The sequence below is a fragment of the Bacillus sp. ISL-35 genome (assembly GCF_018613355.1).
In the GTDB taxonomy this organism is placed as follows: Bacteria; Bacillota; Bacilli; order Bacillales; family Cytobacillaceae; genus Mesobacillus.
Window position 1 is genome coordinate 46977 of record NZ_JAGGQK010000008.1, and the last position, 23020, is coordinate 69996.

27 protein-coding genes and 2 riboswitches are annotated in these 23020 nt (G+C 43.4%); of the genes, 15 read left to right on the top strand and 12 right to left on the bottom strand.

What is annotated here, in order from left to right:
• Positions 1-4 precede the first annotated feature (4 nt).
• Entirely contained in the window at positions 5-1486 is a 1482-nt protein-coding gene (locus tag J7E38_RS13165; protein ID WP_214705441.1) for a PAS domain-containing sensor histidine kinase, read from the top strand.
• A 32-nt stretch (positions 1487-1518) separates the two neighbouring features.
• Here J7E38_RS13165 and J7E38_RS13170 read toward each other — a convergent pair whose 3' ends face one another.
• Together J7E38_RS13170 and J7E38_RS13175 are read right to left on the bottom strand one after the other, a co-directional pair.
• On the bottom strand, positions 1519-1902 hold the full coding sequence (locus tag J7E38_RS13170; RefSeq protein WP_215038566.1) for an SET domain-containing protein: 384 nt from the start codon (positions 1900-1902) through the stop codon (positions 1519-1521).
• A 126-nt stretch (positions 1903-2028) separates the two neighbouring features.
• Complete coding sequence (locus J7E38_RS13175) at positions 2029-2841, bottom strand: hypothetical protein (RefSeq protein WP_214705440.1); 813 nt, start codon at positions 2839-2841, stop codon at positions 2029-2031.
• Positions 2842-2992: 151 nt separating this feature from the next.
• Here J7E38_RS13175 and J7E38_RS13180 point away from each other — a divergent pair, with 151 nt between their 5' ends.
• The 4 genes from J7E38_RS13180 (at position 2993) to cydS (ending at position 6455) form a co-directional block, all read left to right on the top strand.
• Positions 2993-3652: a phosphatase PAP2 family protein gene (locus tag J7E38_RS13180; RefSeq protein ID WP_214705439.1), complete on the top strand. Its 660-nt coding sequence runs from the start codon at positions 2993-2995 to the stop codon at positions 3650-3652.
• Positions 3653-3976: 324 nt separating this feature from the next.
• Complete coding sequence (locus J7E38_RS13185; RefSeq protein ID WP_214705438.1) at positions 3977-5323, top strand: cytochrome ubiquinol oxidase subunit I; 1347 nt, start codon at positions 3977-3979, stop codon at positions 5321-5323.
• Positions 5320-6345, top strand: a complete 1026-nt coding sequence (locus tag J7E38_RS13190; protein WP_214705437.1) for a cytochrome d ubiquinol oxidase subunit II — start codon at positions 5320-5322, stop codon at positions 6343-6345. The genes J7E38_RS13185 and J7E38_RS13190 overlap by 4 nt, the downstream gene beginning before the upstream one ends.
• Before the next feature lie 11 nt (positions 6346-6356).
• Positions 6357-6455 carry a cytochrome bd oxidase small subunit CydS family protein gene (gene cydS / locus J7E38_RS24485; RefSeq protein WP_483297173.1) on the top strand — a complete coding sequence of 33 codons (99 nt, stop codon included), beginning with the start codon at positions 6357-6359 and terminating at the stop codon, positions 6453-6455.
• Between the two features lie 46 nt (positions 6456-6501).
• On the opposite strand, the gene J7E38_RS13195 is transcribed toward cydS, so the two are convergent.
• A complete protein-coding gene (locus J7E38_RS13195) occupies positions 6502-6825 on the bottom strand; it encodes a BC1872 family protein (RefSeq protein WP_214705436.1) in 324 nt (107 codons plus the stop codon).
• 150 nt (positions 6826-6975) lie between these two features.
• Between J7E38_RS13195 and J7E38_RS24130 the strand changes: the two genes are divergently transcribed.
• Both J7E38_RS24130 and J7E38_RS24135 read left to right on the top strand, forming a co-directional pair.
• Positions 6976-7104: a hypothetical protein gene (locus tag J7E38_RS24130; protein WP_285291735.1), complete on the top strand. Its 129-nt coding sequence runs from the start codon at positions 6976-6978 to the stop codon at positions 7102-7104.
• Positions 7105-7118: 14 nt separating this feature from the next.
• Positions 7119-7241, top strand: a complete 123-nt coding sequence (locus J7E38_RS24135; protein WP_285291736.1) for a hypothetical protein — start codon at positions 7119-7121, stop codon at positions 7239-7241.
• Positions 7242-7273: 32 nt separating this feature from the next.
• On the opposite strand, the gene J7E38_RS13200 is transcribed toward J7E38_RS24135, so the two are convergent.
• Positions 7274-8266: an LLM class flavin-dependent oxidoreductase gene (locus tag J7E38_RS13200; RefSeq protein ID WP_214705435.1), complete on the bottom strand. Its 993-nt coding sequence runs from the start codon at positions 8264-8266 to the stop codon at positions 7274-7276.
• 206 nt (positions 8267-8472) lie between these two features.
• On the opposite strand from J7E38_RS13200, the gene J7E38_RS13205 reads away from it, so the two are divergent.
• On the top strand, positions 8473-8715 hold the full coding sequence (locus J7E38_RS13205; RefSeq protein ID WP_214705434.1) for a flagellar basal body L-ring protein FlgH: 243 nt from the start codon (positions 8473-8475) through the stop codon (positions 8713-8715).
• Positions 8716-8825: 110 nt separating this feature from the next.
• On the opposite strand, the gene J7E38_RS13210 is transcribed toward J7E38_RS13205, so the two are convergent.
• Positions 8826-8999: a hypothetical protein gene (locus tag J7E38_RS13210; protein WP_214705433.1), complete on the bottom strand. Its 174-nt coding sequence runs from the start codon at positions 8997-8999 to the stop codon at positions 8826-8828.
• A gap of 234 nt (positions 9000-9233) precedes the next feature.
• On the opposite strand from J7E38_RS13210, the gene J7E38_RS13215 reads away from it, so the two are divergent.
• Together J7E38_RS13215 and J7E38_RS24140 are read left to right on the top strand one after the other, a co-directional pair.
• Positions 9234-10034, top strand: coding sequence for a DUF2935 domain-containing protein (locus J7E38_RS13215; RefSeq protein ID WP_215038567.1), 801 nt, complete (start codon positions 9234-9236; stop codon positions 10032-10034).
• Positions 10035-10201: 167 nt separating this feature from the next.
• A complete protein-coding gene (locus tag J7E38_RS24140) occupies positions 10202-10324 on the top strand; it encodes a hypothetical protein (RefSeq protein WP_285291737.1) in 123 nt (40 codons plus the stop codon).
• Between the two features lie 49 nt (positions 10325-10373).
• Here J7E38_RS24140 and brnQ read toward each other — a convergent pair whose 3' ends face one another.
• Positions 10374-11738 (bottom strand): branched-chain amino acid transport system II carrier protein, encoded by a 1365-nt coding sequence (gene brnQ / locus J7E38_RS13220; RefSeq protein ID WP_214705431.1) that lies wholly within the window; start codon positions 11736-11738, stop codon positions 10374-10376.
• Between the two features lie 328 nt (positions 11739-12066).
• On the opposite strand from brnQ, the gene J7E38_RS24145 reads away from it, so the two are divergent.
• Positions 12067-12189: a hypothetical protein gene (locus J7E38_RS24145; protein WP_285291738.1), complete on the top strand. Its 123-nt coding sequence runs from the start codon at positions 12067-12069 to the stop codon at positions 12187-12189.
• A gap of 104 nt (positions 12190-12293) precedes the next feature.
• On the opposite strand, the gene J7E38_RS13225 is transcribed toward J7E38_RS24145, so the two are convergent.
• From J7E38_RS13225 to map, 5 genes are all read right to left on the bottom strand, one after another.
• A complete protein-coding gene (locus tag J7E38_RS13225; protein ID WP_214705430.1) occupies positions 12294-13499 on the bottom strand; it encodes a M20 family metallopeptidase in 1206 nt (401 codons plus the stop codon).
• A gap of 256 nt (positions 13500-13755) precedes the next feature.
• Complete coding sequence (locus J7E38_RS13230) at positions 13756-14592, bottom strand: MetQ/NlpA family ABC transporter substrate-binding protein (RefSeq protein ID WP_214705429.1); 837 nt, start codon at positions 14590-14592, stop codon at positions 13756-13758.
• A 16-nt stretch (positions 14593-14608) separates the two neighbouring features.
• On the bottom strand, positions 14609-15259 hold the full coding sequence (locus J7E38_RS13235) for a methionine ABC transporter permease (protein WP_214705428.1): 651 nt from the start codon (positions 15257-15259) through the stop codon (positions 14609-14611).
• Positions 15249-16280: a methionine ABC transporter ATP-binding protein gene (locus J7E38_RS13240; protein ID WP_214705427.1), complete on the bottom strand. Its 1032-nt coding sequence runs from the start codon at positions 16278-16280 to the stop codon at positions 15249-15251. The genes J7E38_RS13235 and J7E38_RS13240 overlap by 11 nt, the downstream gene beginning before the upstream one ends.
• 86 nt (positions 16281-16366) lie before the next feature.
• Positions 16367-16472, bottom strand: a riboswitch (SAM riboswitch).
• A 90-nt stretch (positions 16473-16562) separates the two neighbouring features.
• A riboswitch (SAM riboswitch) is annotated at positions 16563-16666 on the bottom strand.
• A 173-nt stretch (positions 16667-16839) separates the two neighbouring features.
• A complete protein-coding gene (gene map, locus J7E38_RS13245) occupies positions 16840-17583 on the bottom strand; it encodes a type I methionyl aminopeptidase (protein WP_214705426.1) in 744 nt (247 codons plus the stop codon).
• 257 nt (positions 17584-17840) lie between these two features.
• On the opposite strand from map, the gene J7E38_RS13250 reads away from it, so the two are divergent.
• Positions 17841-18656: a ZIP family metal transporter gene (locus J7E38_RS13250; protein WP_214705425.1), complete on the top strand. Its 816-nt coding sequence runs from the start codon at positions 17841-17843 to the stop codon at positions 18654-18656.
• 216 nt (positions 18657-18872) lie between these two features.
• Here the strand turns inward: J7E38_RS13250 and J7E38_RS13255 are convergent, their stop codons facing one another.
• Positions 18873-19052, bottom strand: a complete 180-nt coding sequence (locus J7E38_RS13255) for a hypothetical protein (protein WP_214705424.1) — start codon at positions 19050-19052, stop codon at positions 18873-18875.
• A gap of 194 nt (positions 19053-19246) precedes the next feature.
• Here J7E38_RS13255 and J7E38_RS13260 point away from each other — a divergent pair, with 194 nt between their 5' ends.
• The 3 genes from J7E38_RS13260 to J7E38_RS13270 all read left to right on the top strand — a co-directional run bounded on the left by J7E38_RS13260 (position 19247) and on the right by J7E38_RS13270 (position 23011).
• Positions 19247-20233 (top strand): ABC transporter permease, encoded by a 987-nt coding sequence (locus tag J7E38_RS13260; protein WP_214705423.1) that lies wholly within the window; start codon positions 19247-19249, stop codon positions 20231-20233.
• 84 nt (positions 20234-20317) lie between these two features.
• On the top strand, positions 20318-21145 hold the full coding sequence (locus tag J7E38_RS13265; protein WP_215038590.1) for a carbohydrate ABC transporter permease: 828 nt from the start codon (positions 20318-20320) through the stop codon (positions 21143-21145).
• Positions 21146-21355: 210 nt separating this feature from the next.
• Complete coding sequence (locus tag J7E38_RS13270) at positions 21356-23011, top strand: type 2 periplasmic-binding domain-containing protein (RefSeq protein WP_214705421.1); 1656 nt, start codon at positions 21356-21358, stop codon at positions 23009-23011.
• Positions 23012-23020: the final 9 nt, after the last annotated feature.

Genomic DNA, 23020 nt, shown 5'->3' on the forward strand with positions numbered 1-23020 from the left:
CTCTATGCGTAACGATTTTCCGATATTTGGTCCGGATGATACAACCATCTATAATCCGGATGAATTGCTCAGTTTATTCCTGGATTGTACCGCCGACGGTTTTGCCATTATAGATATGGAGAACCGTTTTTTGAGGATCAATCATATGTACACGGAGATTTTCGGTTATACAGAAGAAGATTTAATAGGCAGGACCTTTCATGAGTTTTCAAATCCAGATTTTGTGCCAGGGATCATTTCCGAAGTCAAAAATGGCAAAGCATTTACCAATATGATCACGAAGCGATTCCATAAGGATGGATCATTGCTCGACATTGCTGTCTCTTATTCCCCATTCCGTAATAAGCAGGGCGAGATCATTGCCATCATTGCAATTTACCGTGATATCACCAAAGTGGTAAGTATGGAGAATGAGTTACACCGAACACGGGAGCTGTACGAGCTGATTACCGAGAATACGACGGACATGATCAAGGTGATTAATAAAGGTAAACTGATTTTGTATGCTTCCCCTTCCCATGAAAAAGTGATCGGCTTGAAGCCGGAGCAAATTGTTGGCAAGAATCTTGGTGAATTTTTGACATCAGAGGAAGATGCCATTCTCGATCTTAAGCTCAAGGAGATTGTCGAAACTGGAGAACCGCAGATTTTACGGAAAAAGTTCACCACTTTCGATCTGGAATCCGTTTATACAGAATATAGCTTTTCGCCAATCTATAATGAAAAAAAGGAGATAGACTCGTTTGTCAGTGTTGGCCGGAATATTACGGACCGGGTCAAGCATGATGCCTCCATCCGTAATTTGGACAGGCTGTCTGTCACCGGGCAGCTGGCTGCGGGGGTGGCCCATGAAATCCGCAATCCGCTGACAGCATTGAAGGGTTTCTCAAAATTGCTGCAGACATGCCTTGATAAGGAGAAGCAGGAAGATTACCTGGCAATCATCATGAACGAGCTGGACAGGATCGATATGATTGTCAATGAGTTCATGTCACTAGCCAAGCCACAGGCAATCCAATATGTAAAAGATGATTTGAAAGCGATTTTGGACAGTACGATCAATATCATCCATCCACAGGCGATGATGCACAATGTCCAGATCATCCCAACTTATCCAGATGAAAAAGTCATGCTTTCTTGCAATCCGCATCAGCTGAAGCAAGTGTTTTTAAACTTTATGAAAAATGCGATTGAATCCATGCAGAGTGGCGGGAATGTCGTGATCGACCTGCAAAAGAAGGAGAAGGGAAAAGTGCTTGTCAGCATTTCGGATGAGGGAACGGGAATTGAGCCTGACCGCCTTCGTTATCTTGGAACTCCGTTTTATACAACGAAGGAAAAAGGCATCGGGCTTGGGCTTACGGTGAGCAATAAAATCATTCAGGAGCATAATGGAACGATGAAAATTGTCAGTGAAATGGGCCAGGGGACGAACGTAATTGTTGAACTAGAATGTTTAGAAGACGGCAGCATTTCTGCTGTATAAAAGAAGCGGCTTCCCCATGGGAGCCGCATTTCTTATTCTTCATCTTTATTAAACCAGAGTGGGTCGTTATTATCGACCTCGCCATTATAGTTGATGACAATCTCTTCGCCAGCTTTGATGTCACGATAGGCATAGAATTCAAAAGTATGATTGTCAAAATTGATTTCATATATTGCATTGGGCTCATAGGAATGGTTGAAAAGCATGCCGTAACCCAACAGGATTGCCGAATGGTTGCTCCCGTATTCAAAGGCGTAATCGGCTAATGCTGTTTTCTCGATGTGTACATGTTGATCGTTCGGATAGGAGAGAACTGGGGCTTCGTGAATCAACTCACCCTTTGCGATATTTTGGGTAGCGAATACACCTCGATTAAATTCTCCATCGCTTATTTCAGAATTCTTAATTTCAATCATTTATTTCACCTGTGTTTTATGACTTTTAAATCTGTTCCTTACAGCATGACGGTTATTTGCTCTAATTGCAAACTTATTTTTTTCCTGTCGGGGTAAAATCCAATCCATCCATTTTAAAAAGTAAAGTTATTTTTTAACGATTTTAGAAGGATTATTGATTTTGTATGCTACTGAAACATCGAGAAGCATGGACTCGTCTTCCACGTCCTTGCCTTTGGGAAGGCTTTTCTTGACGATTTTACCGTTGAATTCAAGCTCCTGTCCGGGCTCCAGTTCGAGCTTTTTCAGTGTTTTACTGTGTGAGCCCCATGCAAGGCCAACCTCGATTTGTTCTTCCTCGTCAATCCGGACATCTTCGAACACAATGACCTCATCATTGTCCTCATTGAAGTGATTCCAGCTCAAGGCGAACTGCTTCACTTTCGCGGTAAAATGGACTTTATCTTCCGGCAGCACCAATTTAGGGGCTTTTTCTTTTTTTGCTTTAGCAGGCTTGTCTACTGAAGTTTTCGCTGCCTTTTCAGGTTTAGCCGCCACTGGTGGAGCTGTTGTTTCTGCAACTGCTGCCGGTTTAGGATTTTCCATCCTCTCCGATTTCGCTTTAGGCTCGTCCCCGGTCTGTTCAATGATTTCCTTGCCGAAATTGGAGGATTGCATTTCCTTCAAATAGGCAGGGTGGATGCATGTCATGCTGCCATCAGGAAATTCGACGACAAGCGTATTGTATTCAGTTGTTTCACCGAAAACTTCATAACCTTTTATCGTAACAAGACAATGCTGGAATCTGTCTTTGTACCAAAACTCTTTCTTTGTGCTCAGTCCCCATTCCTTGACCTTCCCAAGATAATGAGCTTCATTTTCAAATGTTTCATACATGCCTTTAGGCGGGATATACTGCGTTAAATGAGATTGTTTAGAGCCTGCCACTGAATTTGCCATTTGCCCACTTCCTTTCAAGTCTATTTTACCTTCCCGGCAAGAAGAAAAAAAGTTTCCTCCCTTGTGGTTCTGTCTATTTGTCTTTTGAAAACATGAATAAGGGGAATAGTAAAGGATGAAAAACATGGAAGGAAACAGGAGGAACAAGGATATGAAGTTTAATTTGCAGTTGTCCTTAGCGTTTTTGGGTTCATTATTCCTATTTATTTTGCTCTCCTTCCTTGTGAGAGCTGATTATCTAATGGCCATTGATCGCCAGGTCATTTCGTTCATCCAGAGCCTGGAATCCTCCTGGCTTACTAGTATCATGAAGCTTTTTACTTATATCGGAACCATCCGGTTTATTGCTGTTCTGGCAATCCTCCTTTTTCTATTAATGTTCTTTGTATTAAAGTTCAGGGTGGAAGTACTCGTTTTCCTGGCAGTGGTTTTTTGCACACCAATCCTGAATAGATTGCTGAAATTATTTTTCCATCGCGCACGCCCGGATTTTCACAGGTTGATTGAAATTGGCGGGTACAGTTTTCCAAGCGGGCATGCGATGAATGCATTCTCTTTTTACAGTATCCTGGCCTTCCTGCTGTGGCGCCAGATTCCAGGCCGGTTTGGCAGACTGGCGGTGATTCTTGCAAGCAGCTTCATGATTCTCTCCATTGGAGTGAGCAGGGTGTATCTTGGCGTCCACTACCCTAGTGACATTGTCGGTGGTTTCTTTGCAAGCAGCCTCTGGGTTGCGGCAGTCATTTGGCTTTTTCAGCGATATAAAGATCGGCAATATAATGTTCAGCGCAGAAAAGGACCCTCAGCATGAGTCCGCTGCTAAAAAAACAGCCATTGAAAAGTCCCAGTCCAAACCGATAATTATTTTCCTAATGATATATAGCCGGTGCATTCGTTTTAACTATCGGGCGAAGGGGAATAAGGAATAATGGAGACTACATATTGAAAAGGTGAATGGGATTTATTTTTCTAAGTTATGTGATTCAATGAACAAACTTTACGAGCGGGGTGACAATGACCATATGTATAAGAAGCAAGAACGAGTGCTTATGTGGGTTGCTTTTATAGTTGCGGCGATTATGGGATTGTCTTTTATCGGCCGAATATTTGCCGGATAGAATAGGGGGATTGAAGGATGGGAAATGAAGAATCTGTTTTTTTCAGCCGAGTGTTGACGGAGCTTACTTTATCTTTCCACATTATTTATGCCACCATTGGCGTCGGGATTCCGTTGATGATCATGATTGCTCAGTGGCTGGGAATCAAGAAGCAGGATGAACATTATATTTTGCTGGCCAGGAGGTGGACGCGCGGCTTTGTGATTACAGTGGCGGTCGGCGTTGTGACCGGGACCGCGATTGGATTGCAGCTTTCCTTGCTGTGGCCGAACTTTATGGAACTTGCGGGCAATGTCATTGCCCTGCCGCTATTTATGGAAACCTTTGCGTTTTTCTTTGAAGCGATATTTCTTGGCATTTATCTTTATACCTGGGACAGGTTTGAGAATCAGAAGAAACATTTGCTGCTGCTCATTCCAGTTGCGATTGGAGCGTCTTTTTCGGCCGTGTTCATCACCATCGTGAATGCTTTCATGAATGCACCGCAGGGCTTCGATCTTGTTGATGGCCAGCTGGTCAATATCAATCCAATCCTGGCGATGTTCAATCCGGCCATGCCGACAAAGGTGGCCCATGTGCTTGCCACAGCGTATATGACATCGGCATTTCTCCTTGCTTCGATTGGAGCTTACAGGCTGCTGAAAGGTTCGGATCACATCTATCATAAAAAAGCCGTCTTTTTGACAATGAAAATCGGTTTGATTTTTTCAATTGCCGCCGCGGTAATTGGTGACTTTTCCGGGAAATATTTAGCCGAGTACCAGCCGGAGAAGCTCGCAGCCGCGGAATGGCATTTTGAGACACATGAAGGTGCACCGTTAATGCTCTATGGCGTTCTCGATGATGGTGAGGTCAAATATGCTCTTAAGATTCCATATGCGCTCAGCATTTTGGCGCACAGTAATCCGAATGCGGAAGTGATTGGTTTAAATGAGTTTCCAGAGGACGAAACTCCGCCGCTTTACATCCACTATCTATTCGATGGGATGGTTACGATCGGTATATGGATGACGGTGCTCTCGCTTATGTATGTTGTCGGTGTCTGGATGAAATGGAGTTTTATCCGGACAAGGTGGTATCGATGGCTCATTGTCCTTGGAGGACCGTTATCGGTGCTCGCGATCGAGCTTGGCTGGTGGTTCGCCGAAGTTGGAAGGCAGCCGTGGATCCTGCGGGGAATCATGAAGGTTGAAGAAGCGGCGACGACAAGCGGACAGGTCGATACAATGCTGCTGATGTTCGCCGGTTTATACTTGGTGCTTGGAGTAGGAAGTATCGTGGTTTTAACCAGGATGTTCCGAAAGAATCCTGTTGAACAAGAACTGGCAGACAGGGAAGCCGAAAAGGAAGGTGAGCTGCGATGACACTTGAGATAATTGGGATTACCGTTCTATGGCTGTTTCTTTTTGGCTATGTCATTGTCGCTTCCATCGATTTCGGGGCAGGATTCTTTAATGCATACAGCCTTTTCCGGGGAAAGCAGCATATCCTGACCCGGATCATCCAGCGGTATTTGTCGCCGGTATGGGAAGTGACGAATGTATTCCTGGTGTTTTTCTTTGTCGGAATGGTCGGATTCTTTCCTAAAACGGCGTATTATTACGGGACCATCCTGCTTGTTCCGGCTAGTATCGCCATCGCCTTGCTGGCGATTCGGGGATCCTACTACGCTTTCACGACATATGGCGGATTGAAGCACAAAAGGTATACGTATTTATACGGATTATCTGGTTTGTTCATCCCGGCATCTTTATCGATTGTATTGACGATATCAGAGGGTGGTTTTGTCACTGAGACAGCGTCTGGGATTGACCTGGATTACGTGGCGCTATTTACCAGCCCGCTGACATGGAGTGTAGTTGTTCTTAGTCTTTCTGCAGTCCTCTATATATCAGCTGTATTTTTAACGTGGTATGCGCATAAGGCTCAGGATGAACCGGCAACAGAACTGCTTCGGAAATATGCGTTGATTTGGTCTGTGCCCGCTATTGTAACGGCAACTGGAATCATCGTTGAACTAAAGGACCACAATCCAGAACATTACAGCCGGCTCGTTGATTTATGGTGGCTGTTTGCCATCTCCTTCATCTTGTTTGCGGGTACAGTTTATTTACTGGGGAAGCGTAAATCTTACGGAATCGCTTTCGGGTTGTTAACAGGGCAGTTCCTGATCGCGTTTTTTGCCTATGGCATTTCGCATTATCCATATCTGCTCTATCCTTTTCTCAAGCTTTATGACAGCTTCACAAATGAAGCAATGGCAATCGCTCTCATTATTGCCTTTATTGCGGGACTTGGGCTGCTGCTCCCGTCACTGTATTTATTGCTAAGGCTGTTCCTGTTCAATAAAGATTATGTTCAAGGAAAACGGGATGACCATGCATAGGAGGGTCGAAAATGGCTGAATTCTCAATGTTCTACGCTCCCTTCATCGTCATAATTGCCTCAATTGCCGCCGCATTCTGGCTGGCAGGGAAGGATGAAAAAGTGGAGTGAATGAAAAGAGCTGCCATCCATTAAAGGAGGCAGCTCAGTTTTTTTATTATGATAATTTCCTCCACAGTGTTGCGCTTGCCACGACTGAGTCATTTTCAATGATGGCATAAGCAGCATTTGTAATCGCTTCAGGCAGGTTTTCACCTGTCCCTCTAAATTGATTGAAAGCAGCCTCGGAAACACCATTGGATGAAAAGGTGTAGCCCAGCTTCTCCAGTCTTTCAACAATCAGCATCGCATGCAGAAGATTATGCTCTGGCTGGAATTCAGTGTCATTGATGAATACACCCTTCTCATAATCAAACCAGCGGTCCCATCTGTTCAGCTTCCAACCCAGAATCCTCCGTGCAATGGCATCCGTTTTTGTCATGTTTCTGCCTCTCTTTCGAAATATTGTTATATAACAGAATATTTTAATTAGATTATATTACATAACAGATGGGTGTGCAATCACAAAGATTTAAAATAGGAAGTTTTATTTGCTGATTTTGAGCATCTTAAAAAGTGGGGGTGACAAAACATGAGTGGAAAAGAAATCAGCCAGAACAATGTAAGATTGGGTGGAAAAATTGCCAAAGAGAAAGGCCGTACGAATGGGGAGTTAGGCAATGACAATGACATCAATTCAGGCAAGAACCGCAAAAAGTAACATGGAGGAGTATCATGACGAATCGTAACGATAACCGCGAACGTAAAAATAAATACCCAAATAATAAAGAAAGAAATATCTCCAAAGACGTTAATGTACGAAGCGAGATGACCAAAAAGGATCTGAAGGAACAATAAGAAAGGAAGGGGTGTCCCCTTCCTGTAATACTTTAGAGCAGTGCTTCCGCAAGCAAGGTGTATGACTTCACCTTATCCTGCAAGCTATGTACATTATTGATAATCATAAACTCCTCAGTCCTATACTCATCACAAAGCTCAAAGAGTTCATTCTTCACTTTCTGCGGCGTTCCGATGATCATTCTTTTTCGGTTTTCAATAATTCTGTCCCGCTCCTCCGCTGTTAGCATGGTATTCTTCGCTTCTTCCAATGATGGAATCCTTGTATCCAATCCCTTTTCTACCCGCAAAAGCCATAAATCCTGGCTCAAAGCCAGTTCTTCAGCCTTTTCCTGGGTTTCGGCACATACAACAAAAATGCACACATTTGCTTTGGGCTTTTTCAGGAATGGAGAAGGCTGAAATTCGCGGTAATATTGTTCCAATGCCCGTTTTCCGTTGGCAGGCGTTATAAAATGGCCGTATGTAAAAGCTGTTCCCTGTTCTGCTGCAAGTCTGGCTCCGCGATGCGTGATTCCCAATAACCATAATTCAGGGAAAGCTGTTTTGTCAGGATATGCTTTAACGCCATGATAGGGATGGTCACCTGGCAATTCATTCAGCAAAAACCCTTTTAAATCACTAATTTGTCTGGGGAACTCATTCAAACTTTTCCGAAGTCCATCTGTCAGTGCAAGCCTCGTAGTGGCTGACCCGCCAGGAGAACGTCCAAAACCAGCATCAATCCTGTTTGGGAATAGAGCCTCCAAAACCTTGAAGTTTTCCGCGACTTTATAAGGGCTGTATTGTGGGAGCAGGACTCCGCCTGAACCTATTCTGATTCTTTTGGTCATCGAAGCTATGTGGGATATCAATATTTCAGGAGAGGAACCGGCAATGCCGTTAGTGTTATGATGCTCCGCAACCCAGAACCTTGTGTACCCTAGTTCTTCTGTGATTTGAGCTAGCTCAACGGTTTTACGAAAAGCCTGGGCAGCCGAATCTCCCACGCTGATGACGGATTGGTCAAGGACGCTTAATTTCACTGTTTAACCCTCCAGTTGCATGTTGCTTCATCTTACCCAGTATTCCCTCAAGCAGGCTGCACAAACTAGCATCCACATGCAGATGTCCTTTAATCTGGGAAAACATTTTAGTCATCCAAAACTTCAAGGCAGGGGGCCTGGGAAATGTTTATGATTTTCCTGTGGGGCTATAAGTAAAATAACCTGTTACAGAAAGGAGTGGCAACATGATGAAGCGAAACTTGATGCTTTCGTTTACCTTAGGGGCAGGCATCTTGCTGGCGGGCTGCGGAGCCACAGAAGAGCCGCCGCCAGAAGACGATCCAGTGATGGAACAGGATGAACAAGCACCACCAGCGCCTGATGGAATGACAGAGGATCCAGGTGAACCAACCGAAGGTACAACCGAGGATGATGAGAATTTAACGGACGATGAAAAGGAAAAGGTTGAAGAGTCTGTTGAAGAATAATGAGAATGAACAACCTTAGGACACCAAAGGTCCTAAGGTTTTTTATTGAGTCATTTGTATGGCCAGGCAAAAAAAAATGCTGTCTCTATTGAAGAAACAGCATTTTTTCTTTATTGCTTCTCATCACCATCAGACTCTTCCTGATCCAATTTAAAATCCTCATCCTCAACATCGTTTTCAGTATCCTCAACTGGCGGTTCATTTTCCTGGTCCGTCTCAGCTGAACATCCACCCATTATGATCGCCAGGGCTATTGGAATTCCATAAAAAAGTTTCTGTTTCACAATGAGGCTCCTTTCTTTCAAACATGCTTGTTTGAATAGGCTTATTATTATCTAAAACATACCCGGTCATTACCCACATAAACGCAGTTAAGCTCTCCCGGACTCTATTTCTCTTTCGCTTACCTATATGAAAATAGCTGTTGGCATAGGAAAAAAGAAAAATTCGAAAAAGTTTTGGGACATAGACTGGATACATATATTTTAGTGATGCAGAGTGAAGTGAGGAGGGGAAACATGGCCAATCCAATCGTACTTAGATCCCTGGACGAAATTAGATTTTGGTCCAGGATCATGAAGGAGCATGCGCTATTTTTAAGTCTGGGGTTTACGTATGAGCAAAAACAATTAATTGCTGAAGCACAACAGTTTATTGTGATATTTGAGCGGATTGAGGAAAAACTGGCACGATTTAGCGCCAACACGGATATACGTCAAATCCATGCTTTTAACAATGAGGTTTATCAAGCTGCCGCCTCAATTTGGAGTTACAAAAGAAAAGTATTAGGACTCACTCTAAGATGTGAAATAAGACATAATAATTTTCCTTTGCTAATTGATCACGTAAGCAGAGAAGCAGCGTATTTTGCGAATCGTTTGAAGGAACTAAATGAAGGGAAATTAGCTCCAGAGCCAGAGGCCATTATCGCTGAAAATGTTTTCTTTCTAAGAATCATGGCAGACCATGCAAAATTTATCGGGCATCTTTTAGATCCGTCAGAAAGGAAGCTAGTTGAACAGGCAAGAGAATTCAGTCATGACTTTGACCAATTGGTCTTCCAGGCAGTGGATTTGGATTCAATGAGGCCACAATCGGAAACCGTGCCAATGCTTGATCAATTCCTGGATCAAAACAGGGTTTCGGTTGCATCATTAAGGGATTTTAAGAAAACAGCTAGAGAATTGATTGAAGCCTGCAAAATAAAGAGCAATATTCATCCACTGTTAGCTGACCATACCTTCAGGGAAGCTGAACGATTTTTGGAAATCATCGATCTTTTTGAGGCTAGTCTAAACGCACAAAGTATAAAAGGGTAACGTATATTCACAAGCCGACCTTGATAGGTTGGCTATTTTTTTAGGTGTTCGAATCGATCATCGACATTTTACCCGTGCATATACATTCTTGTTATCAAGAAGTGAGGCATAGCCTTAAAAAAGAAACGCAAACTAAAAAAGTGGATAATCAAAAGGGGGGTGAAGAAATGGCAAAGAATAAACCAAAACATAATAAAGCCCTTCCAAAAGCAGATGTGGAATTTGCGGAGGAAAGAGGAAATGGACTGGAAAAGGTAGCATTAAAGGCGCAGAAAAAACATAATAAATGATTGCCTGTTATCACAGTAAAGCAAAAGAAAAAAGAACTGCAGAGAATCTCTACAGTTCTTTTTGGTACGTTCCCGACATTATTTCAGTTTTCGGCAAAATAAAGCCGATGACTGCTCCGATGAAGGCTGGAACAATCCACCCAAGACCTATATCGTATAAAGGAAGGTAGTCCATGTATAAAGTCTTTATCGAATTGAAGATCGGGACATTCAGATTTGCAACATTTGCTGCTAATGCACTATATCCGTCAAAAAAGCTTACAAGAAATGTCATCGCCATCGAAGCAGAGTAAACGCTCTGTCTATTGCGGAATAGCGGTGATAAAAGGGCCAGTAGGATAAGGATGATGGCTAAAGGATACAGGAACATTAACACTGGGACAGCAAATTGGATGATATTGTTTAATCCGAAGTTTGCGATGGCAAAGGAAACGAAGCTTAGAATAAACACATACCTCTTGTATGATGCCTTCGGAAACACATCATGAAAGAACTCGCTGCAGGCTGTGATAAGACCAATGCTTGTTTTTAAACAGGCCAGCACAATGATGATCGCAAGTAGGATCGCACCGAAGGAGCCAAAATAGTGCTGTGCGACTGCTGCAAAAATCTGGCCGCCATTTTCGAATGTTCCTATAGCTGAAACGCTGGATGCTCCCATAAATGTTATAAGTCCGTAAATCAGCATCATTAGCGACATGGCGAAAATCCCTGATTTCATGGTGGCTTTGGCAATATCCTTTTTGTCAGTAATTCCTTGTCTTTTAATCGCATGGATGACAACAATCCCAAACGCCAGGGATGCCAGAGCATCCATTGTATTATATCCCTCTTTAAAACCTGTCATGAAAGCAAGTTTTTCATAAGCGCCGGACGGTTCACCATAATTCCCCATCGGACTGAAAACCGAAAATCCAATTAAAAGAAATAAAAAGACGAGAAACGCCGGGGTCAAATATTTGCCAATGTAGTCCATGACCTTTGCAGGATGGAGTGAGAAAAAATAAACAACGGCAAAGAAGACGAAACTGAAAATACCCAGCCACAAACCAGCCTGTCCTGGAGCAATATAAGGTTCAAACCCGACAACGAAGGGAACAGTAGCTGTTCGTGGAATCGCAAAAAAGGGTCCAATTGTTAAGTAAAGAACTGTGGCAAAGGCAATGCCAAAAACAGGATGTACTCTGCTCGCTAAATCACGCAAGCCAGTGCTGCCGGAAAGCCCGATCGCCAATATGCCTAAAAAAGGAAGGCCAATGGCCGTTACCAGGAACCCAATCAATGCTGGCCAAAAGTTTGTGCCTGCAAGCTGTCCCAATTGAATAGGGAAAATCAAATTCCCTGCGCCGAAGTACATGCCGAATAGCATGGTTCCAATTAGTGCATAGGTTGAAAACGGAATTTTTTGCTGCATTTAAATTGCCCCTCTTCTTGATGTAGTGAATTCTGATTTACGCTAACTTCAGTTGGCAAGGAAGTATTTCCATTTAAGAAGGGAAGGAAATAGATAGAGAGAAAAGACTTGTTCAATCTATCACAATAGAGTGTTCCGTTGAGTCCAAAAGAAGAATAATACACATTACTATATATACTTACCCTTCACAAGTCAATGGAATTTTTAGTATTTTTAGAATTAAAGGAAAGCGATTCACCAGGAGAAGTTCTTCGGAGAGGCGCTGTAAAAAGTACAGATTGCATCCAATCGAAAAAAGGTATGTAAATTGATTTCAGGAGAGAATCTGATGACGATTGAACAAGCAGAAGCCATTTTAAAAAATCCGGAACTGGGACGAAATTTGACAAGAGAAAAAATGGAGGCAATTGATTTCTTAATCAGTGTAGCGAGAGCAAAAGAACAGAAATGAGAAGGGACTTAATCAAGCTGGTAAACTTAGAACATAGCAAAAGACCCTTGCTATTGGGCAAGGGTCTTATTTCATTAGTGGACCAGTTAAAAAAGATAGGTCAATTATTTATTTTCAGCTGCTTTTCTTAGCAGGAACTCAGCCTTGATATCGGTTAATAATTCCTGGTCAGTAATTAGCTGGACTGCTGTCAAAGCGAGGGCTTTGGCGCCTTTCAACAAGGCTTCATCTCCCTGTGCAGAAGCTGCTGCTTCCCGGAAAGGGACAGTGTGGGCAACGAGCTCATCAGGACCAATCTTAATATAAGGATGAATGGTTGGAACGACCTGGCTGATATTGCCTGCATCTGTTGAGCCAATTCCCTCTCGTTCATCAGTTGCAACGGTCTCTCCAAGGTCCTCGATCACATTTTTGAATACTTCATTATATCGATCATTCAATAGCAGATTATCGACCTCATTTTGGAAGGCAATAACATTCAGCTTTGCTCCGGTTGCTAGTGCCGCTCCTTCTGCAACTGCCTTAACGCGTTGAGTGACATCATTTAATCGGCTTCTTGTTGCTGCGCGGATGAAGAACCTGGCTTTTGCATATTCAGGAATGATGTTAGGTGCATCACCTCCATGGGTGATGATGCCGTGAATTCGTACATCATCAGTCAGCTGCTGTCTTAATGCATTGATTCCGTTGAACAGCTGGATTACAGCATCCAGCGCGTTTATTCCTTCATGAGGAGCCGCTGCTGCATGTGCGGGCTTTCCGATATATTCAAAGTCAAGTGGATCTACAGCAAGAGAAGTTGATGTCAATCTTGTTTGTCCTGAAGGGTGCAGCATCAAAGCCGCATCGATTCCCTCAACAAGGCCATGCTTCACAAAGCTTCCTTTCGCACTTCCGTTTGGGCCGCCCTCTTCTGCAGGAGTTCCAAAAACCACCGCTTCACCGCCAGTTTCATCCAATACCTTGCTAAGAGCTATGGCAGCTGCGACACTGGTTGTTCCTATGATATTATGCCCGCATGCGTGGCCAATCCCAGGCAGCGCATCATACTCTGCCAAAAATGCAATCGATGGTCCCGGTTTTTCAGCCCTTTGGCGAGCAACAAAAGAGGTCTCGTGTCCAGCAACCGCCTTTTCAACTTCAAATCCTTCATCCTCTAAAATCTTGATTAGCCGGGCTGAAGCAAAAAACTCCTCATTGCCGATTTCCGGGCGTGCGTGGATTTCATGGCTGGTCGTTAAGTAAAGGTCTTGGTTTAGTACCACATTTTCTGTAATGATATCTTTTAATGATTTTATTAATGTTGACATCATGATTCCTCCTTTAAACTTTCTTAAGAATAGTGAGCAACAGGGGAATCCCCCTTTAAAACCTTTGATCAGAACTTAAGTGTTCAAGCCTTCTGTGGATACCCAAGAGTGTTGGCTTCAGCAATTAAGGTTGTAGAACAGCCAAAGCTGCGCCCAGAAAAGGGATAACTTCAGCAATTACGGTCGCAGAATGACCAAAGCTGCGCCCGAAAAGGGAAGGCTCCTGCAATTACGGTCGCAGAAAGGTGATTTCTTTTTACCACCCAATCTCACTAAGCGGCACAAAGGTAGGAAGCGTATTTCCCTTGTATTCTTTCTCGATGAATTCTTTCGTGTCATCCTGCTGGTAAAGTTCAGCTAGTTTTTTCAAAGTTTCATTGTCTTTATCTTCTTCGCGGACAGCGATGATGTTGATGTATGGAGTGGCAGTAGCACTCTCAAGGAAGATCGCATCATCCTTTGGTGTAAGACCTGCATCGACTGCGATTCCGTTGTTAATGATTGATGCGGCTACATCTGGCAATACCCTTGGTGTCTGGCCAGCAACAAGCGGCACAAGTTCAATGTTCTTCGGATTTTCAACGATTTTATCGATTGAGCCAATGCCGTCAAAGCCTTCCTCCAGCTTGATCAGCCCTGCTTCCTGGAGTAGTAGAAGACCTCTTCCCATATTCGTCGCTTCATTTGCAAGAGCAATCTTTCCGCCTTCAGGAATGTCTTTCACGTCTTTGTATTTTTCGGAGTAGATACCCATTGGCGCGATCTGTGTGGTTGCGATTGGGACTAGGTCAAGATTGTGTTCTTTGATAAAAGCGTCAAAATAGGAAACGGTCTGGAATGAGTTTGCATCCAATTCACCTTCAGCAAGGGCAAGGTTTGGCTGGACATAATCTGAAAACGTGACGATTTCGACGTCAATTCCTTCTTTTTCTGCCTTTTTGGCAACAAAATCCCATACCCGGTGATCCGTTCCGCTGACACCAAGCTTCACTTTGACAGTTTCTCCGCCTTTCGCGGATGATGAAGAGCTGGAGCATGCGGTGCTGATCAATGCCAGACTAAGTACGATTAATGCTAGTAAAAGTTTTTTCATTTTGTTTTCCTCCTGGTTATCTTCTTCTGATTTTTTTAGCAGTTATATTTCCAAGGGATTGCAGTCCCTGAACCATGACAATTAAAATGCCAACGGTGATGAACATTGTCTGGGTATCAAAACGCTGGTATCCATAAGTAATCGCCAAATCCCCAAGGCCGCCGCCTCCGATGGCTCCAGCCATTGCCGATGCACCAATCAATCCGACTGTTGCAATCGTGAAAGCAAGAATAAGTGAACTCATTGCTTCTGGAAGAATGAACTTGAAGACAATCTGCCAGGGAGTGGCTCCCATTGCTTCGGCTGCTTCAATGACTCCCGGATCGACCTCCAGCAGGGAGTTCTCTACCAATCTGGCAATATACGGCCCTGCATAAAAGACAAGCGGGACGACTGCGGCAGCCGTACCAATCGATGTGCCGACAATCAGCCGGGTCAGCGGGATGATTGCGACCAGCAGGATAATGAATGGCACTGAGCGGAATACGTTGATGATACTGTTAAGTACGTTGAAAACAGGTGCGTTTTCAAGCAAATGGCCTTTTCTGGTCACGACCAGCGCAATTCCCAGCGGCACTCCAAGGACTGCCGAAAACAGCAGGGAGAACGCAACCATTTGCAGTGTTTCGACTAAAGCCTGTATGATTTGTTCTGAGTTAACTAGCATGTGCGGTCACTTCCTTTATGTTGACTTTTTGCTGATGTATAAAATTAAGTGCCCTCAAAATTTCTTTGTCACTTCCCTGGAACTCGACAATCAGGTTACCGAATGGAATTCCCTGCAGCTCGGTAATATTTCCGAACAGAACATTCACATGGATATCAAACTTCTTTGACAACTGTGACAACAGCGGTTCGCCAGCTGATTCACCAATGAAGTTAATCCGGAATACCTTTTGCAGCCCTGAATGTCCCTTAATGATTCTGTGGACGGAATCTGGAATATTGTCATTCATGATAGTGCTGACAAAATTCCTGGCTGTAACTGTTTTGGGAGCTGAAAAAACTTCAAATACTGAGCCTTCCTCAATGATTTTTCCTTCCTCGATGACAGCGACCCGGTCACAAATTTCCCTGATGACGGACATTTCGTGGGTAATGATCAAAATCGTGATGTTGTACTCCTTGTTGATTTTTTTCAAAAGCTGCAGAATTGAACTTGTTGTCTGCGGATCCAGCGCTGATGTCGCTTCATCGCAAAGCAGGATCTTAGGCTGGGTTGCCAGTGCCCGGGCAATGCCGATTCGCTGTTTTTGGCCGCCTGAAAGCTGGTCCGGATAATTGTCTGCTTTATCAGCGAGACCTACAAACTCGAGGAGCTGATAAACACGCTCTTTGATTTTCGCTTTTGGGAGCTTACCGAGAACGAGGGGCATCGCTACATTTTCAAAGACTGTCTTGGAGTTCAAGAGATTGAAATGCTGGAATACCATCCCGATATTCCTTTTAACCTCACGGACTTCTTTTGCTGAAAGAGAAGTCATGTCGCAGCCATTCACAATCACCCGTCCTGATGTCGGCCGTTCCAACAGATTCACACAGCGGATCAGTGAGCTTTTTCCAGCACCGCTAAAACCAATGACTCCAAATATTTCTCCTTCTTTGATTTCCAGGTCAATTCCATTCAGTGCCGCTACCTTATTCCCGCGGCTTTCATAAACTTTCTCCACTTGTTCAAACGTAATCAACTGTCTTCCTCCTTTGTAAATGCATAAAAAAACCTCTTCCCGGAAACAGGAAGAGGGCATGCCGCAATGATGCTGGACAAGGTCTCTTCTTATCTCCCAAGCTATTGCTTGCTGGATTTGGCACAGTCCTCAATATGTGAGTCCGCTGCCGAGGCTTCATAGGGCCAGTCCCTCCGCCTCTCTTGATAAGAAAGTATCGATATGAATTTGTAGGTGGGGATTTTTGGAAAAATAAAAAGTCCCCTTCAGAAAGAAGAGGACATGAATTAAAAAGTCGGCCTCTTCTTATCTTTCAAGCTGCTGCTTGCTGGATTTGGCACAGTCCTCCAAAGGAGTCCGCTGCCGAGGTGTCATAGGGCCAGTCCCTCAACCTCTCTTGATAAGAAGTAACGAATATTAAGTTATAAATCTTGTTTATTACTTTACTGCGTCGCAGAGAATGTGTCAATCATTTTGTTGGATTTTTTTTAGAAATACGAAAAATAGGAATTTAGTATCAATTGTGATGGATGCATAAAAAAATGAAACCCCTGCAGCAGCAAGGGTTTCAATTCGAAATCTATCTAGTAATAACAATCGGTCCATTTTTAGTAAGAATGATCGTATGCTCACATTGTGCGACAAAGCTATTTTCTGTAACATAAGTCCATTCATCATGTTCGTATTGGAAAACTTCTTCCTCACGTGTGGAGATGAATGGCTCAAAAGCGATGACCATTCCCTCTTTTAAGAGCTCATCATCCCATGGCTCATGATAGTTGTAGATGTGGTCAGGAGCTTCATGGATGGTCCGCCCGATTCCGTGTCCGGTAAGGTTTTTAATTACTTTTACTCCGTTCTTCCTCGCAGTCGCCATAACTGCCTTTCCAAGTCCGCTTTTCTTCGAACCTGGTTTCGCTTTTTTCAAGCCCGCTTCAAAAGCCTCAACAGCTGTTTCGCATATCTTCGTTAAAAGCGGGTCACCTTCACCAACGACAAAGGAAATCCCCGTATCGGCAAAATAGCCATTTTTTGATCCGGAAACATCGATATTAACGATATCGCCTTCTTTGATGACGCGGCTTCCCGGAATTCCGTGGGCGACTTCTTCATTCACACTGATGCATGTATACCCAGGGAAATTGTACTCGCCCTTTGGAGCAGAAATTGCTCCATGCTCCTCAAACATTGCACCCGCGACTTCATCAAGTTCCTTTGTGGTAATCCCAGGCACTGTCTTCTGTACCAATTCATCCCGAATCAAGCCGACAATCCTGCCAATTTCTTTTAATCCGTTAAAATCTTCTTCTGTTTTTGCAATCATGACTTATTTCCCTTCCATGTATGAACTATCTTATTAGAGTATCCCTTTTTTTGGTGAAAATCCATTCATCAGATTCAGAGCCTGGAGATTAAAGATAAATAAGATTGGAATAACCTTCAGAATGTAGTAATCTTGATAAAACAAATTCAGAGCGGTCTGATTTATGCAGAACAAGATATATTCACCACTTCATCATCCATATAATACATTAAAATGAGTTACATTTGATTACAGAGCAAGTCTTGGGAGGAAAAAATATGCTTGAATTTTTCATGGGTTTCCATCCGGTTGTCCAGGCACTGATTGGAACTTTGTTTACCTGGGGAATGACTGCTTTGGGCGCTGCCTTAGTATTTACAACGAAAAATCCGAACCAGAAATTCCTGGACAGTATGATGGGTCTAGCTGCAGGAGTTATGATTGCTGCAAGTTTTTGGTCACTCCTTGCTCCTGCGATCGAGATGGGTGAGGGAGGAAGCCTGCCGAGCTGGATGCCTGCTGCGACGGGTTTTCTTTTAGGCGGATTGTTCTTAATGGTCGTAGATAAATTGATGCCCCATTTACACCCTAATTTATCGATGGAGAAAGCTGAAGGCATCCATCCTGAAAAGAAAAGACGAAGTACTTTGATGGTCTTGGCCATCACCTTGCACAACATTCCTGAAGGTCTCGCTGTCGGTGTGGCTTTCGGAGCAGCAGCTGCAGGCTTTCCTTCAGCGTCACTCATGGGTGCGATCGCGCTTGCGATAGGGATTGGGATCCAGAACTTTCCTGAAGGTGTCGCAGTTTCCATGCCACTTCGGCAAGTAGGAATGTCAAGAAAGAAAAGCTTCATGTACGGCCAGTTTTCTGGCATGGTCGAACCAGTTGCCGCGATGGTTGGAGCAGCCGCTGTCATGTTCATCCAGCCTCTTCTGCCATATGCGTTAAGCTTTGCGGCCGGAGCGATGATTTTCGTAGTAGCCGAAGAAGTGATCCCCGGGTCCCAGGAAAACGGCAACAGCGACCTCGCCTCATTAAGCCTCATGTTTGGATTTGCCATCATGATGATCCTCGACGTGGCATTAGGATAAAAACTGCATAAAAGCTTAGAACCCTGTGCTTCAGACTCATTCAAAAGTCTGGTGCACAGGTTTTTTTATGAAAAGACTCTGTTGAATTTGAAGTTTGATTTTTAAACCCTGTTGATTGTAGTGGAAGGCGCGAAGACTCCTCCGAAAATGCTAACGCATTTCCCTCGTGCGTGGGCTGATTCGGGAAGCTAATCAATGTCCTGCGGGCGCAGCTGGTCAGGTGAGACCCCGCAGGAGCAAAGCGACGAGGAGGCTCAGCGCCAGCCAGGAAGAATTGCCTTTTGAAAAAGCCGGCAGTAGGGCTTTTTCATTATTCTTCCAGCGGAAAGCGAAGCGCCTGGAACGAAAATCAACAGCCTTGGTTAACAGGGTCTGCAAAAAAAGTAATAAATTCATAAATAGGACAAGCTGTTATTCTTCGCCTCCCGAAAAAATGAAAACGATAACAATGTGATGGTATCAATATTTCGGCCATTTATTCCAAAACTAAAAAATTGGTACCATAAGCAAAATTCGATGGCTTATAAATGTAAGCCCTTTTTTTTATGATGAAGGTACAAGAAAGACAAAGCAACCAAGGTGGTGAAGAAATGGAAGTCAAGATAGAACAGCCAGTCGAACAACAGGTCAGTGACACCATTATCGAAAAGGCAACAAAAAAAGAAAAATACAAAAAAATCAAAAAGACAATCATTTCACAAAAGTATTTGCAGACGATGGCGCTTCTCGGTGTAGTATGGATGTTCATCTTTAACTATATCCCAATGTATGGGCTGATCATCGCGTTCAAGGAATATAGCATCATCAAGACGATCTCGGAAGCTCCATGGGTTGGATTGATGCAGTTTAAAGAATTCCTTCAGGATGAGAACTTCTGGATCGTCCTAAAAAATACTCTGGGAATCAGCTTGATTAAATTGATTATCGGTTTCCCGCTTCCAATTATATTTGCTCTTTTGCTTAATGAACTTACATCCATGAAGCTTAAGAAAGCGGTTCAAACAATTTCTTACCTGCCGCACTTTATTTCCTGGGTTGTACTTGGAGGGATTTTGACTACCTGGCTGGCGGATATCGGTGTCATCAATGATATTTTGCTAGGTTTAGGGCTGATCAGTGAGCGGACAAATTTCCTGGCTGAACCTGATAATTTTTGGACCATCGTCATTCTCTCGGATATTTGGAAAGAACTTGGATGGTCAGCAATCATCTATCTTGCAGCTATTGCTGGTGTTTCGCCAGAACTATATGAATCATCCACGATTGATGGAGCAAATCGTTTCCAAAAAATGTGGCATGTCACATTGCCGTCAATTCGCCCAACAATCACAATCTTGTTCATTCTTGCTGTAAGCGGTGTCTTGAACTCAAATTTCGACCAGATCTTGATTTTGCGTAACTCATTGAATGAGAGCGCCAGTAACGTAATTGATATTTACGTCTATCAAATGGGTCTGCAGAATGCCCGCTACTCGTACGCAACAGCAGTTGGTTTATTGAAAGCGATCATCGCCTTCATCCTGCTCCTGTCAGCTAACAAGATTACGAAAAAACTGAATGGAACATCTTTATTCTAGGGGGGTGAGGTTGTGTTTAAGCTTTTTAAACGGAACCGGCGAACAACAAGCGAATACATCTTTGACAATGTTAACATTCTGATCATGCTCTTTATCTGTGCCATAACGGTCTACCCGATCTGGTACGTCCTCGTCAATTCACTGAATGATGGTGTTGATGCCATGAAGGGCGGGATTTACTGGTGGCCGAGAGAATTTACATTTGAGAATTATAAAGCTGTGTTTAATACTCCGGGAATCGTCACATCTTTTGGAGTAACAGTGGCCAAAACGGTTATCGGCACAATCACCCATGTATTTTTTACAGCGATGGTAGCTTACGCCATTTCGAGACGAGACCTTTACGGCAGGAACTTCTACATGCTGGTCGGTGTCATTACGATGTTTTTCAGCGGCGGATTGATTCCCTACTTCCTATTGATCAGGGACCTCGGGTTGTTTGATAACTTCCTGGTATATATCATTCCGACCATGTTCAACTTCTTCCATCTGATCATCTTTGTCTCCTTCTTCAGGGAATTGCCAACTTCTCTTGAGGAAGCAGCAAAAATAGATGGAGCAAATGACTTCATGATTTTTATCAAAGTAATCATCCCGCTGTCAATGCCGGTTATCGCTACCATTGCATTGTTCCAGGGTGTCTATCAGTGGAATGATTATTTTGCCGGGGTCATCTTTGTAAATAATCCAGATTTGCAGCCAATCCAGACCTATTTGTACAAGGTTGTTGCCGAGTCAAGTTCAAACCAGATGATGACGAATGCAGCTGGATCGATTGCAACGAAGACGGTAACATCCCAGTCCATTAAACTGGCAACAATGGTTGTAACGACGCTTCCGATCATGCTGGTGTACCCATTCCTGCAAAAGTACTTTGTAAAAGGAATGCTGATTGGTTCAGTAAAAGGTTGATTTTTTAAACAACGATTTAAATTTTTCTTCATTGAAGAAATTTAAATAAAACTTGGCTTCATTATTAATTGAGTACTGCTTTTTCGTGAAAAATACCCCTTTGACCTTGGGAAAGGCTGGCAATAAGCTGAAAAGTCTTTCCCCACCTTTTAAAGCAGTGTACATTGAATAATGTGGCCCAAAAAAACAAACAAGAGAGAGGGTCAAAAAATGAGGAGAAAATTTCTTTCCAAAGGCTGTTCATTAATGCTGGTTCTATCATTGGTTTTGGCATTGTTTTCAGGCTGTTCCAGCAAGACAAATGAAAACGCTTCCGATGAAAAGGACAAAGACAAACCAAAGGCAACAGCTGATGCACCTGGCTGGCAATCCAACAAGGAACCGATTACTTTTGATTGGTATGTGAACTTTTCCTGGTTCGCACATAAATGGGGCGACGATGTTGTTTCCAAGTATGTAACAGATAAAACTGGTGTTTCTGTCAACTTCATTTCGCCAGCAGGTAACGAAGCAGAAAAAATGAACACGATGATTGCATCAGGCAAGCTTCCAGATTTCATCACAATCGGCTGGTGGGAAGATGCTGTCAAAAAGATGATCGAGGGTGAACTTGTCCTTCCATTGAATGAACTTGCAGATCAATACGATCCATATTTTTATAAAGTTTCAGATGGAGCAAAGGTTGAATGGTTTAAGCAGGAGGATGGCAACACTTATGGTTATCCGAATGCATCATCTTCACCGAAAGATTTTGACAAATACAAAGACCTTAAGCCATCAAACCAGACATTCCTAGTACGAAAAGATATGTATGAAGCAATCGGCAGCCCGGATATGAGCACGCCTGAAGGATTCTTGAAGGCTCTTGAAGCTGCTAAAGAAAAATTCCCTGAAGTAAACGGCGCACCATTGATTCCATTCGGTTTAAATGAATTTACTGATGTAGGAAACACTTCCCTTGAAGGCTATCTGCAAAACTTCCTTGCGATTCCAATGGAAAAGGACGGCAAGGTGTATGACCGCAGCCAGGATCCAGAGTATCTTGCATGGTTAAAGACTTTCAGAGAAGCAAATGACAAAGGTCTTCTTGCAAAGGACATCTTCATTGATAAGCGTCCGCAAATGGAAGAAAAGATTTCACAAGGCAGATACTTCGCAATGCTTTACCAGCGCAGTGACCTTGCAGCGCAACAACACGCATTGTATGCTAAAGATCCAAACTCTGTATATATTGCAGTCGACGGACCTGCTAACTCAAATGGAGATGCACCTGCTTTGGCTGGTGACAGCATCTCAGGATGGACTGTAACTTTGATTTCCAAAGATGTAAAAGACAAAGAAAGAGCAATTCAATTCCTGACTTACCTGATCAGCGAAGAAGGACAGATGGACCTTTACATGGGTAAAGAGGGCGAAACATATGATATGGTGAACGGTAAGCCTGAATTCAAGCCAGAGGTTCTTGACCTTTTGAACAAAGACCGCGCTGCGTTTGACCAGCAGTATGGTGCTTCATTCAAGTACTGGATGCTAATGGATACAAACATGAGCCTTGCATGGGCACCGCCAGCTTCTGAGCCATTCAAGCAAATGGAAGACTGGACAAAAGGAAAAACAGTCAGCTATGCAGAATTTGATGGCATCAGCCCGACTGGAACTTCCGCAGAAGGTGTTGCAGCAAGCAAGATCGCTCAAGAATGGGGTAAAACACTTCCTAAGCTTCTGCTTGCCAAATCTGATAAAGAGTTCGATAAACTCTTCAACGAATTCCTGAAGAAACGTGATTCTTTCGGGTATGAAAAAGTTGAAAAGTATCAGCAGGATGTTTATGAAAACAATAAGAAAAAACTTGATGCAGCAAACTAAATAATCATA

Coding starts and splice junctions, on each gene's coding strand:
- J7E38_RS24140 (WP_285291737.1), top strand. CDS start 10,202: ATGGCAAAGAATAAACCAAAACATAATAAAGCCCTTCCAAAAGCAGAT.
- brnQ (WP_214705431.1), bottom strand. CDS start 11,738: ATGCAGCAAAAAATTCCGTTTTCAACCTATGCACTAATTGGAACCATG.
- J7E38_RS13225 (WP_214705430.1), bottom strand. CDS start 13,499: ATGTCAACATTAATAAAATCATTAAAAGATATCATTACAGAAAATGTG.
- J7E38_RS13195 (WP_214705436.1), bottom strand. CDS start 6,825: ATGACAAAAACGGATGCCATTGCACGGAGGATTCTGGGTTGGAAGCTG.
- cydS (WP_483297173.1), top strand. CDS start 6,357: ATGGCTGAATTCTCAATGTTCTACGCTCCCTTCATCGTCATAATTGCC.
- J7E38_RS13185 (WP_214705438.1), top strand. CDS start 3,977: ATGGGAAATGAAGAATCTGTTTTTTTCAGCCGAGTGTTGACGGAGCTT.
- J7E38_RS24130 (WP_285291735.1), top strand. CDS start 6,976: ATGAGTGGAAAAGAAATCAGCCAGAACAATGTAAGATTGGGTGGAAAA.
- J7E38_RS13235 (WP_214705428.1), bottom strand. CDS start 15,259: ATGCTAGTTAACTCAGAACAAATCATACAGGCTTTAGTCGAAACACTG.
- J7E38_RS13205 (WP_214705434.1), top strand. CDS start 8,473: ATGATGAAGCGAAACTTGATGCTTTCGTTTACCTTAGGGGCAGGCATC.
- J7E38_RS13270 (WP_214705421.1), top strand. CDS start 21,356: ATGAGGAGAAAATTTCTTTCCAAAGGCTGTTCATTAATGCTGGTTCTA.
- J7E38_RS13265 (WP_215038590.1), top strand. CDS start 20,318: ATGCTCTTTATCTGTGCCATAACGGTCTACCCGATCTGGTACGTCCTC.
- J7E38_RS13170 (WP_215038566.1), bottom strand. CDS start 1,902: ATGATTGAAATTAAGAATTCTGAAATAAGCGATGGAGAATTTAATCGA.
- J7E38_RS13250 (WP_214705425.1), top strand. CDS start 17,841: ATGCTTGAATTTTTCATGGGTTTCCATCCGGTTGTCCAGGCACTGATT.
- J7E38_RS13215 (WP_215038567.1), top strand. CDS start 9,234: ATGGCCAATCCAATCGTACTTAGATCCCTGGACGAAATTAGATTTTGG.
- J7E38_RS13180 (WP_214705439.1), top strand. CDS start 2,993: ATGAAGTTTAATTTGCAGTTGTCCTTAGCGTTTTTGGGTTCATTATTC.
- J7E38_RS13165 (WP_214705441.1), top strand. CDS start 5: ATGCGTAACGATTTTCCGATATTTGGTCCGGATGATACAACCATCTAT.
- J7E38_RS13255 (WP_214705424.1), bottom strand. CDS start 19,052: ATGAATTTATTACTTTTTTTGCAGACCCTGTTAACCAAGGCTGTTGAT.
- map (WP_214705426.1), bottom strand. CDS start 17,583: ATGATTGCAAAAACAGAAGAAGATTTTAACGGATTAAAAGAAATTGGC.
- J7E38_RS24135 (WP_285291736.1), top strand. CDS start 7,119: ATGACGAATCGTAACGATAACCGCGAACGTAAAAATAAATACCCAAAT.
- J7E38_RS13260 (WP_214705423.1), top strand. CDS start 19,247: ATGGAAGTCAAGATAGAACAGCCAGTCGAACAACAGGTCAGTGACACC.
- J7E38_RS13175 (WP_214705440.1), bottom strand. CDS start 2,841: ATGGCAAATTCAGTGGCAGGCTCTAAACAATCTCATTTAACGCAGTAT.
- J7E38_RS13190 (WP_214705437.1), top strand. CDS start 5,320: ATGACACTTGAGATAATTGGGATTACCGTTCTATGGCTGTTTCTTTTT.
- J7E38_RS13230 (WP_214705429.1), bottom strand. CDS start 14,592: ATGAAAAAACTTTTACTAGCATTAATCGTACTTAGTCTGGCATTGATC.
- J7E38_RS24145 (WP_285291738.1), top strand. CDS start 12,067: ATGACGATTGAACAAGCAGAAGCCATTTTAAAAAATCCGGAACTGGGA.